We start from the raw sequence: 10,649 nt of genomic DNA, 5'->3' as shown, positions 1-10,649 counted from the left end.
CGGGCAGTCCCGCGGCGGGCGGTGCGCGGTCTAGCGTGCGGAGCCATGAGGGCTGCGAGTCATGAGGGCGGAGCATGAGGCCCGGCATCGCCGAGCTGGTGGACGTCGCGGCGCGGGCCGCGGTCGCGGCGGGGGAACCGCTCGCCGGCCGGTTCCGGGCGGGCGCCGACGCGGACCGCAAGCCGGGCGTCCATGCCCATGACCTGGTGACGCGCGCCGACGCCGAGACCGAGTCCGCCGTCCGGTCCATGCTGACCGCCGCGTGCCCGGGCTCCGTCGTCGTCGGCGAGGAGACCGGACGAGGCGGCGGCGACGGCGGCAGAGACGGCGGCGGGGACGGCGGCTCCCGCGCTCCCGGGGCGCCGGAGGTCCGCTGGATCGTGGATCCGATCGACGGCACGAACAACTTCGTCCGGGGCGTCCCGCTGTTCTGCGTGTCCATCGGGGTCCGGCTGGCCGACGGCACGGCGGGCGGATGCGTCTACGACCCCGTCCACGGGGAGTTGTTCACCGCGGTTCCCGGCGGCCTGCGGTTGAACGGCGGCCCGCCGCCCCCGGTGCGCGGGCCGGCAGACGTGCCGCTGGTGCTCACCGACGTCCCCCGGCCGGGCGTCCCGCCCGATCCCGGGGAGCTGGAGCTGTTCGCGTCGCTGGTGGAGGCCGCCGACGTGCGGCGCATCGGCTCCTGCGCGCTGGCCCTGGCGTACGTCGCCTGCGGCCGCGCGGACGTGGCGGCGGTCGCCGACGCGTTCGTCTGGGACACCGCCGCCGGCACCGCCCTGGTCGCCGCCGCCGGAGGCGGGTTCGCCGCCGCGCCGGAGCCGCGCGCCGACCGGCCCGGCGGCATCACGGCGTGGGCGCCCGGCTCCGCCGCCCTCGGACGCAGGGTGGCGGCGGCCCTCGGCGCGGGAGAAGGGACGGACGGCTGATGCGCGACCACACGATGGTGTTCATCGGAGGGCTGCACCGCAGCGGGACCACGCTGCTGGCGTCCATCATGACCGGCCACCCCGAGATCAGCGGGTTCCACCGCACCGGGGCCCCGGAGGACGAGGGCCAGCACCTGCAGACCGTCTGCCCCATCGACGAGCACCACGGAGGGCCCGGGCGCTTCGCCCGCGCGGCGGAGGCGCACATGACCGAGAGCTCGCCGCTGGCGCTGCCGGGCCCGGCCCGCCGCCTGCGCCGGCAGTGGGAGCGCTACTGGGACCTGACGCGCCCCGTCCTGCTGGAGAAGTCGCCGCCCAACCTCCTGCGCTTCCGCTTCCTGCAGGAGGTCTTCCCGGGCGCGAAGTTCATCCTGGTGATGCGGCACCCCGTGCCGGTCGGCCTGAGCACCCGCAAGTGGGCTCCGGCGCTCACGGTCCGGGACGTCCTGGAGCACTGGCTGCACGCCTACGACATCGCGTCCAAGGACGCGACGTTCCTGCGGGAGGTCATGACGGTCCGCTACGAGGACCTCACCTCCCGCCCGGAGGAGACCATGGCGGAGGTCGCGGCGTTCACGGGCGTCGGCCCGGGCTTCGACACCGGGCGCGTCGACCCGGAGGGGAACCGGCGCTACTTCGACCAGTGGCGGGGCCTCCTATCGGCCGGCGGTCTCGAAGGCGAGATCGCGGGGCTGGAGGAGGGGTTCAACGCCTACGGATACAGCCTGTCCGCCGCCGACTCCGGGGAGCCGCGATGCCGTCCGTCCTGGTGATCCATGGGACCGGCGGCCCCCGCCGGTCCGCGGAGTCCCTCCGGCTGGAGTGGCGCACCTCGATGCAGGACGCCCTCGTCCTCGCCGGAGCGCCGGCCGGCCTCCTCGACGACCCCGGCGCCGTCGGCGTCGTCGGCCTCGACGGGCTCGGCGCGCCGGCGGGCCCGCCGTCCCCGACGCCCTGGGAGGAGGCGGTCCTGCGGAGCTGGCTGCGGTCGGCGGTGTTCGACGACGCGGCCGAGGGGCCGCCGCTGACCGCCCTCGGCCGGTCCCGCTACTTCGCCGGCCTGCCGCCGGAGGAACTCCTGGACACGGTGCGGACGATGACCGGGTACCTGCTCGCGGACGAGGGCGGCGAACGGGCGGTGCGCCTGGTCCGCGCGGCGCTCACGCCGGACGTCCGGGTGGTCGTCGGGTTCTCGCTCGGCTCCGTCCCGGCGTTCGACGCCGTGGCCGGTGAGCCCGGCCGCGCGCTCGTCACGGTCGGCTCACCGCTCGCCCTGCGCGACCGGCCGGACCTCCCCGGCGGGCCGCGGCGGCGGGGCCGTCCCATCGCCGCGCCCTGGCTCAACCTGGTGGACGCGGCGGACGCGCTCGCGGGCGGCGACGGGCTCGCGGGCCGCTACGGCGAGGCCGTGCGGGACGTCTTCCTCGACTGCGACCCCCGCCTGCGCGCACCGCGGCCCTACGCGGCCACCGCCGAGTTCGGTCAGGCGCTCTCCGAGGCCGCGGGCCTCGCCGCGGCGGGGACCGCGGCGGCGGGCTCGAACCGCCCGGCGAGCGGGACGAGCACCAGGACGAACGCGGCCGAGGCCAGGTAGCACACCCAGTAGCCGCTCACCGGCGCCACGGCGGCGGCCAGCCCGGTCCCGGCCACGGCTCCGGCGTAGTTGAAGACCCCGACCCGCGCGACGGCGACGCCCTGCCCGACCGGGTCGTGGCGGGCCGCCGCCGCGTACGCGCACGGGGCGACCGCGCACAGGCCGAACCCCGCGGCCGCGAAACCGGCGATGGCCGGCCACGGGCCCGGCGCCGCGGCCGCGGCCGCCAGGCCCAGCGCGGCCACGAGGGCGCCGCGCCGGACGAGCCACGCCGCGCCCCGGCGGCGCACCACGCGGTCGGCCAGCGCCCGCCCGGTGACGGTCGCGGCGGCGAACGCGGTCAGGGCCAGCGGCGCGACCGCGTCCGCGCCGCCCAGCTCGTCCCGGACGTACTTGACGGCGAACCCCGCGATCCCTCCCTCGGCCACGTACGCGGCGGCGAGCAGGGCGCCGAGGACCAGCAGCGGGCGCCACGGCACCCCGAGCGCCGCCGCGCGGGCGCGGGCCCGCTCCGCCGCGGGTCCGAGCGGGTTCTCCCGGGCCCTGGACAGGATCGCCCCGGCCGTCGCCGCCGCGACCGCCAGTCCCACCAGCGCCGGGACGAGGAATCCCGCGGCCAGGGAGAGGCCGAGGCGGTTGGCCAGCGCGCCCCAGAGCGAACCGGCGATGCTCATCCCGCTGAACACCGCGAAGAAGCCGTTGACCAGGGACCGGCCCTCGTGCCTCTCGATCGCCACGGCCTGCGCGTTCAGCGCCGCTTCGATCATGCCGAGCGAGGTCCCGAACAGCGCGACCGCGGCGGTGAGCGGCGCGGCTCCCCGGACCGCGCCGAGCAGGACGACCGCGGCGAAGAACAGCGGCTGGGCGCAGCGCAGGACGAGCCCGGACCCCGTGCGGCCGCACAGCCTCGCCGCCCCGAGGCCGCCGGCGACCGCCAGCACCGGGACCAGCGCCACCAGTACGCCGATGCCCTGGTCGCTCAGCCCGTTCTCGTGCTGGACCTGCGGGACGCGGGCCATGACGGTGGAGAAGGCGAGGGCCTCGGCGGCGTAGACGGTCGAGATCGCGTACCGCGCCCGCCGGACCACCGCCGCCGGCACGGGAGAGGGGATGATCGCTGCGCGCATCACTTCCCCCTTTTACACTAATTCGTCGGGCACCAGGCCGAGTCGCGACGGAGGCTGGAGACGGTGGGTTCCGTGGGCTTGCGCTTCGCCGTGCTGGGACCGCTGTCCGTCGAGGTGGACGGCGCGCCCGTGCCGCCTCCCCGCTCGCCGATCCTGCGCGGCCTGCTCGGGACCCTGCTCGTCGCCGCGCCGGACGCCCTGCCCGCGGACCGCCTCGTCGAACTCGCCTGGGCCGGAGGTCCCGAGGAGGTCAGGCCGGGGTCGGTGCAGGTGGGCGTCTCCCGGCTGCGGCAGTGGCTCAGGCGGATCGACCCGGCGCCGGAGCCCGGCTGGACCCTCGACCACGACGGCTCGGGATACCGCCTCACCCTCCCGGCCGCCGCCGTCGACCTCGGCCGCTTCCGCTCGCTCGTGGACCGGGCCGGCGCCGCCGAGGGCGCCGCGGACAAGGCGGAACTGCTCGAGTCGGCCCTCGCGCTCTGGCGCGGGCCCCTGCTGGCGGACCTGCCCCGCACCGGCTCCTCCGACCCCCTGCTGCGCGCGGTCACCGAGGAGGTCCACTCCGCCGCCGCGGAGCTGACCGCGGCGGCGGTGGCGGCGGGACGCGCGGGCACGGTCCTCGACCGCGTCGCCGCGCTGGCGGAGGCGTCCCCGCTGGACGAGCGGCTGGAGTCGGGCGTGATCGAGCTGCTCGCGGCCGACGGGCGCACCGCCGAGGCGCTGCGCCGGTACCAGGCGTACCGGGAGAGCGTCACGGCGGAGCTGGGCGTGGATCCGGGGGCGCGCGTCCAGGCGGCGTACCTCGCCGCGCTGTCCAAGGACGACCGGCCGCGGGAGGCCGTCCGGGCGGCCCGGCTGCCCGTCCCGGCGCAGCTGCCTCCCCTCATCCCGGACTTCACCGGCCGGGAGGACCAGGTCACGGCGCTGACCGGGCTGCTGTCGGCCCGGGAGTCCGCGCCGGTCGCGGTGATCACGGGCATGGGCGGGGTGGGGAAGACCACGCTGGCCCTGCACGTGGCGCACCGGCTGGTCTCGCGCTTCCCCGGCGGGCAGCTCTACGCGCGGCTGCGCACCGCCGACGGGGAACCGGTGGACGTGGCGCAGGTGCTCGGCGGCTTCCTGCGGGCCTTCGGCGTCCGCGGGCAGGACGTGCCGCGGTCCCTGGAGGACCGGGCCGCGCTCTACCGGACGGTTCTCGCCGGCCACCGGGTCCTGGTCCTGCTCGACGACGCGTCCGCCGAGAGCCAGGTCCGCCCGCTGCTGCCCGGTGCGCCGGGCAGCGCGGTCCTGGTCACCGGCCGGTTCCCGCTCACCGGCCTGGAGGGGGCCGGCCACCTCGCCCTCGACGTCTTCGACGCCGGGCAGGCCGTCGCGCTGCTCGGCCGCATCATCGGCGCGGAGCGGATCGGCGCCGATCCCGCGACCGCCGCCGAGGTCGCCCGGCTGTGCGGGGGCATACCGCTGGCCGTCCGCATCGCCGGGTCCCGGGTGGCGGGCAGGCCGCACCGGACGCTCGCGTGGCTGGCCGACTCGCTGCGCGACGAGCGGCACCGGCTGGACGAGCTGACCGCGGGCGACCTCGCCGTGCGCACCTCGTTCCGGCTCAGCTACCAGCGGCTCCCCGGCCCGGCCAAGCGGCTGTTCCGGCTGCTCGGCCTGCTGGAGGCCCCCGACTTCGCCGGCTGGGTCGCGGCCGCGCTGCTCGGCGGCTCCCACCGGGCGGCCCGGGCCCACCTGGAGACCCTGATCGACGCCCAGCTCCTCGTGGCCACCGGCACCGGCGCCGGCGGGGAGCCGCGCTACCGCTACCACGACCTCGTCCGGATCTACGCCCGCGAGCTCGCGGCCCGGGAGGAGTCCGCGGCGGAGCGGCTCGCGGCCGTGCGGCGCGCCCTCGGCGCCTGGCTGCGGCTGGCCGAGCGCGCCGCGGAGCGGATACCGGGCCCCTGCTACGCGGCCCTCCACGGACCGGCACCCCGGTACGAGCTGCCCGCCGAGGTGACGGAGCGCCTGCTGGCCGATTCCATGGCCTGGTTCGACACGGAACGGGCCGCGATGGCGGCCGCGGTGGAGCAGGCCTGCGAGCTGGAGCTGGCCGGGTTCGCCTGGGACCTGGCGGCGTCGATGGAGAAGTACCTCGACATGAGGAGCCTGACGCAGGACTGGGTGCCGCTGCACCGCAGGGCGATGGCGCTGTGCGCCGCGGCCGGCGACCGGCTCGGCGAGGCCGTCCTCCTGCGGGGCCTGATCGACATGACGACCTGGATCTCCACCGAGGAGACCGGCAACGCGATGGCCACCTCCTATGCCGAGGCCAGCCGGCTGCTGCGCCTGTTCGAGGAGGCCGGCGAGCGGCGGGGGATGGCGGACGCCCTGGTGGCGCAGTGCTGGGGGCTGATCGCCCGCGGCGACTCCGAGCAGGCGCTGGAGAGCGCGCGGGAGGCGCTGCGGCTGGCCCAGGAGACCGACCACCTGGGCGGCGAGGCGCGGGCGCACCTGATGATGGGCATCGCCTGCGGGGAGGGGCGCCCGCAGCCGGCCGCCCGGCACCTGACGCGGTGCCTGGCGCTCGCCCGGCTGCTCGGCAACCCCCGGTTCGAGGCCACCGCGATGCAGTTCCTCGGCGCCGCGCACTGCCTGACCGGACGCATCGAGAGCGGCCACGAGCTGCTCGTGGACTCGCTGCGCGTCTGCCACGAGCTCGGGGACCACTACGCGGAGGCGTTCTCCCTGCTCTACCTCTCCAAGCTCTACGCGGCCCTCGGCGACGAGCGGGCGCTCCCGACGGTGAACTCGGTGCTGTTCCTCAGCCGCCGCCACGGGTTCGGGCACCATCTCGCCGACGCCCTGAAGGTCCTCGGCGAGCTCGACCTGGCGGCGGGCCGGCTCGCGTCGGCCCGGCTGCACCTGGAGGAGTCGGCGCGCCTGTGGCGGACGCGCGGCTGGGACGCCTTCCTCGCCGACACGCTCCGCGTGCTCGGCTCGGTCCACTCGGAGCAGGGCGACGAAGCCGCCGCCAAGAAGGTCTGGGGCGAGGCGGTCAGCGTCTACGAGCGCCTGGGGGACGCCGCGGCGGCGGCCGAGACGAGCGCGCTCCTCGACGAGCGCTGACCCCGTCGCCCGCCAGCCGCCGGCCCGCGGTCAGCACCCACACGCGCCCGCCCAGTCCCCCGCGGCCAGGCGCATGCCCAGCTCGAACCGGCTGCGCACGCCGAGGGCGTCCATCGTCCTGTTGACGTGGCGCTGGACGGTACGCCGGGAGATGCCGAGCTCCTTGGCGACCACGGCGTCCGTGGCGCCCGCGGCCAGCCGGCCGAGTATCTCCTCCTGCAGGTGGACCGCCGGGTCGGCCTCCTCGTCGGGCAGTCGAGCGTGCCCCCAGTGACATTCGAATGCCTCGACGAGTTCCGCGATCCGGTCGGCGCCCCGCACGACGCCCGCCCGGCCGCGCTCGTCGGCGTGGACGCCGACGACGCGGTCCGCCACCACGAGGAACGCCGACAGGTCGGCGCGGACACGGACGCCGCGGGCGCGGCGGCGGCCGGCCTCGCGGACGACGACCCGCATCCCCCGGCGGGCCGCCGGCCGCACGGGCCGGCCGAAGCGCTCCCATTCCTCGCCGGTGCCCGGGAACATCACGAGGAGTTCCTCGCGCGCCGTGGCGAGGCACGCCCGGGCAATGGCGCGGTCAATGGACGGACGCGGGCCGTCCATCGGGCATTGGGCGACGGTTTTCCGTGCGGTCGTCATGCGCTTGGCGGGAGCCACCCGGCCATACTGGCAAATGGCGCATACAAAACGCTTACCGGTTCCGCGCCGACGGCTCGCCGACCATGCCCGCCCTGATCGCGGTGACGACCGCGGCGGTCCTGTTGGGCGCGCCGAGCTTGAGCAGGACGCTGGTCACGAGCCGCTTGGCCCCGTGGTCGGAGATGCCGAGCCGGCGCGCGATCTGCTTGTTGCTCAGCCCCTCGGCCAGCAGGTTCAGGGTCTCCTGCTCGCGCGCGGTGAGCCGGACCGGGCGCGGAGCCCGCTCCGGCGGCGGCGATCCGGCGCGGGAGAGCAGCTCGCGGGCCAGTCGGGCCGGCATCGGCACCTCTCCGCGCACCATGCGCTCGATCGATTCGCCCAGCGACTCGGCGGTGATCTCCTGCTGGACGAGGAAGCCGTCGGCACCCATCGAGGCCAGGAGCGAGGCCTCGCGCGCCTCCGTCTGGTCGAGCAGGACGAGCACCTTCGCGGACCGGCCCGCGGCGCCGGGCGGCACCTCGCCGAGCCATCCCGTCTCGGCACCGGTCAGGATGATCACGTCGGTCTCCCCCGAGCCGGCGAGCATGCCCGCCTCCGCCCTGCTCCTGCACCGCCGCACGGCCCCGACGCCCGCGACGCCGCGGAGCACGTCCTCCAGCCCGCGGGCCAGGACCTCGTTGCCGATGTCGATCGCCACTCTGAGGCCCGCCGCCTCCTGCCGCCGGGCGCCCCCGATGCTGTGCCTCATCGTCACCACTCCTCTGTCCCCCTGTGGCCCGTACCGGGCCTTGTCATGACAACGCACACGACGCCCCACAGCAAGCTCGGTGTCACTTTTCAGACATGAAGTCACCAATTCCGACCTGTTTGGTTTACTACACGCCGGCGCCGCAGTTCCCAAAAGCCGAAAAAGGCTCAAACTGGCCAGACCCAGCCAATTCTGGCAAGCCACTCCGGGCGCAACTTATGATCAAGAGGAGAAGTACGGAACTCGATCAACGCGGTTCACCGGGATGCGAGGCAACCCTCCTTCATGCGTTCCACGTTTCCATCGGCCGTACGGCACTGGCCCCTTGCCCTCATCACGACCACGGTCGCCGCCAGCACCGGCGCCACCGTGCTCGCGGTCACCCGGTCCGGTGAGGGCGGGGTCGTCTTCCCCGCCGCCGTCATCATGCTGACCTCCGCCTTCTTCACCAGCGGGATGCTGCTGGCCCACCAGCGGCCCTCGCGCGGACTCGGACTCCTGCTCATCGTCGCCGGCCTGACCTGGCCGCTGCGCCTGCTGGACCCCGCCGGGCAGGGCGCCGCCCACGAGCTCACGCTGCTCGGCCGCGCGCTCCCCGCCCCGCTCGCGGTCGGCGTCCTGCTCGCCTTCCCCGAGTTCCGGCTCGCCGACCGGCTGGAGCGCGCCACCGTCGCGCTGACCCTGCTCCTGCCCCTGACGCTCTACGCCGACTACCACGCCATGGACCGCAGCCGCTTCGAGCCCTGCCTGTCCTGCGTCTCCATGGGGTGGAGGGCCGAGGGCCCCGTCGCGGTGCTCGCGCACGCGCACGTCGTCGCGGTCGCCGTGCTCGTCGTCCTGGTCCTGGTGCGCCGTTGGTCGCGCTCGTGCTGGCGGCGCGAGCTCTACCCCGCGTGGACCCTCGGGATCCTGATCGGACTGCACCTGGCCATCGAGCCGCTGCTGCCCTACCTCCTCCCGTTCTCCGTCACCGGGCGGCTGCGGCTCCCGCTGAACGCCGCCGCGGTCGCCCTCCAGGTCCTGCTGGCGATCACGGTCGCCGGCGGCCTGCTGCGCATGTGGCTGGCGCGCAACGCCACCAAGCTGGACACCCTCCGCCGCGCGGCCGAGGCGCAGGTCGACCAGGTGCGCCGGCGGCTGCAGCGCGACCTGCACGACGGCGCGCAGTTCCGGATGCTCAACGCGATGCTCGCCGTCCAGATCGCCCGCGACCACCTGCCGGCGGGCGGCGCCGGGGAGGCCCGCGCGCAGCTCGACAGCGCCGCGGCCGAACTGCAGCGGGCGCTGGAGGAGCTGCGCAGGCTCTCCCGCGGACGCCGCCCCGCACTGCTCCAGCGGGGCCTCGACGGCGCCCTGCGCGAACTCGCCGAGGCGGCACCGCTGCCGGTCACCCTGACCGGGCAGGCGCCCGCCGAACTCGACGTGGAGCTGTCCGCGACCGCCTACTTCCTGGTCGCCGAGGGACTGACCAACGCCGTCCGGCACGCCCGGGCCCGCGCCGTCACCGTGAGCCTGCGGCAGCGCGGCGGCACGCTGCGGGTGTCCGTCGAGGACGACGGCATCGGCCAGGCGGCCCCGGACGGCAGGGGGCTGTCCGGTCTCGCCGAACGGGTGTCGGCGATCGGGGGTACCTTCGATGTCGTCAGCACCGCGGGGCAGGGCACGTCGATCATCGGGGAATTCTCTTGCGCGTCATCATCGCCGACGACGCGGTCCTGATCCGCGACGGCATCGCGGCACTGCTCTCCCAGCGCGGCATCGAGGTCGTCGCGACGGTCGGCGACGCCGAGGAGCTGCTCGACGAGGTGCGGCGGCTCCCCCCGGACGTGGTGATCCTCGACATCCGGATGCCCCCCACGTTCACCGGCGAGGGGCTGATGGCGGCGCGGGAGATCAGGGCGCGGCATCCGGACGTCGCCGTGCTGCTCTTCTCCCTGCACATCGACATCGAGTACGCGCTCAACCTGGTCAACGGCGGCGAGGGCCATGTCGGCTACCTGCTGAAGGAGCGCGTCGTCGACGTCTCCCAGCTCGTCGACGCGCTGCACCGGGTCGTCGAGGGCGGCGCCGTCATCGACCCGGTCATCGTCGAGGAGCTCATGGCCAGGCAGCAGGCCGCGGGGCCGGTGGGCCGGCTGGCGCCGCGGGAGCGGGAGGTGCTCGCGCTGATGGCGGAGGGGCTCACCAACCAGGCCATCGCCGAGCGCCTGAACCTGCGGCCCAAGACGGTCGAGAGCTACGTGACCGCCATCCTGGAGCGGCTCGACATCCCGCACGACGCGGGCCTTCACCGGCGGGTGCGGGCGGTCCTGCTCTTCCTCCAGGCGCAATGACTCCAGCGCGGTGACTCCAGCACGGTGACTCCAGCACGGTGACTACAGCGCGGTGACCCGGCCCGGGGACACCGGGGAATCCCCTCTCGGGTTCCCCAGGCTGCCCCGGTTACGGGGCGGGCCCGCGGTCCGTACTCTCGTCGGCGTCGCAGACCACTGGAGGAATCC

Annotated in this window: 9 protein-coding genes; 6 read left to right on the top strand and 3 right to left on the bottom strand. The window is 75.6% G+C overall.

Features of this window, described 5'->3' with window-relative positions:
- The first annotated feature begins 74 nt into the window (after positions 1 to 74).
- From ACGFI1_RS37245 to ACGFI1_RS37235, 3 genes are read left to right on the top strand one after another with little or no spacing between them, the layout of a single operon-like run.
- Positions 75 to 929: an inositol monophosphatase family protein gene (locus ACGFI1_RS37245; protein ID WP_392792272.1), complete on the top strand. Its 855-nt coding sequence runs from the start codon at positions 75 to 77 to the stop codon at positions 927 to 929.
- Positions 929 to 1,702, top strand: a complete 774-nt coding sequence (locus ACGFI1_RS37240) for a sulfotransferase family protein (RefSeq protein WP_138636532.1) — start codon at positions 929 to 931, stop codon at positions 1,700 to 1,702. The genes ACGFI1_RS37245 and ACGFI1_RS37240 overlap by 1 nt, the downstream gene beginning before the upstream one ends.
- The gene (locus ACGFI1_RS37235; protein ID WP_392792270.1) at positions 1,684 to 2,523 is read left to right on the top strand and encodes a hypothetical protein; all 840 of its coding nucleotides are present in this window, start codon (positions 1,684 to 1,686) and stop codon (positions 2,521 to 2,523) included. Before ACGFI1_RS37240 ends, ACGFI1_RS37235 begins: the two co-directional genes overlap by 19 nt.
- Here ACGFI1_RS37235 and ACGFI1_RS37230 read toward each other — a convergent pair.
- Positions 2,412 to 3,650 carry an MFS transporter gene (locus ACGFI1_RS37230; protein WP_392792268.1) on the bottom strand — a complete coding sequence of 413 codons (1,239 nt, stop codon included), beginning with the start codon at positions 3,648 to 3,650 and terminating at the stop codon, positions 2,412 to 2,414. The genes ACGFI1_RS37235 and ACGFI1_RS37230 overlap by 112 nt on opposite strands.
- Before the next feature lie 72 nt (positions 3,651 to 3,722).
- Between ACGFI1_RS37230 and ACGFI1_RS37225 the strand changes: the two genes are divergently transcribed.
- On the top strand, positions 3,723 to 6,761 hold the full coding sequence (locus ACGFI1_RS37225; RefSeq protein ID WP_392792265.1) for a BTAD domain-containing putative transcriptional regulator: 3,039 nt from the start codon (positions 3,723 to 3,725) through the stop codon (positions 6,759 to 6,761).
- 30 nt (positions 6,762 to 6,791) lie between these two features.
- Here ACGFI1_RS37225 and ACGFI1_RS37220 read toward each other — a convergent pair whose 3' ends face one another.
- Both ACGFI1_RS37220 and ACGFI1_RS37215 read right to left on the bottom strand, forming a co-directional pair.
- The gene (locus ACGFI1_RS37220; RefSeq protein WP_392792263.1) at positions 6,792 to 7,418 is read right to left on the bottom strand and encodes a helix-turn-helix transcriptional regulator; all 627 of its coding nucleotides are present in this window, start codon (positions 7,416 to 7,418) and stop codon (positions 6,792 to 6,794) included.
- A 34-nt stretch (positions 7,419 to 7,452) separates the two neighbouring features.
- Positions 7,453 to 8,148 carry a response regulator transcription factor gene (locus ACGFI1_RS37215; RefSeq protein ID WP_138636537.1) on the bottom strand — a complete coding sequence of 232 codons (696 nt, stop codon included), beginning with the start codon at positions 8,146 to 8,148 and terminating at the stop codon, positions 7,453 to 7,455.
- Positions 8,149 to 8,433: 285 nt separating this feature from the next.
- Between ACGFI1_RS37215 and ACGFI1_RS37210 the strand changes: the two genes are divergently transcribed.
- Positions 8,434 to 9,867: a sensor histidine kinase gene (locus tag ACGFI1_RS37210; RefSeq protein ID WP_392792259.1), complete on the top strand. Its 1,434-nt coding sequence runs from the start codon at positions 8,434 to 8,436 to the stop codon at positions 9,865 to 9,867.
- A complete protein-coding gene (locus tag ACGFI1_RS37205) occupies positions 9,834 to 10,481 on the top strand; it encodes a response regulator transcription factor (RefSeq protein WP_392792256.1) in 648 nt (215 codons plus the stop codon). The genes ACGFI1_RS37210 and ACGFI1_RS37205 overlap by 34 nt, the downstream gene beginning before the upstream one ends.
- Positions 10,482 to 10,649: the final 168 nt, after the last annotated feature.

This window comes from Actinomadura geliboluensis, from assembly GCF_043197915.1.
In the GTDB taxonomy this organism is placed as follows: Bacteria; Actinomycetota; Actinomycetes; order Streptosporangiales; family Streptosporangiaceae; genus Spirillospora; species Spirillospora geliboluensis.
The sequence above is the reverse complement of the archived record's forward strand: the minus strand, read 5'-3'. Positions and strand labels throughout refer to the sequence as shown.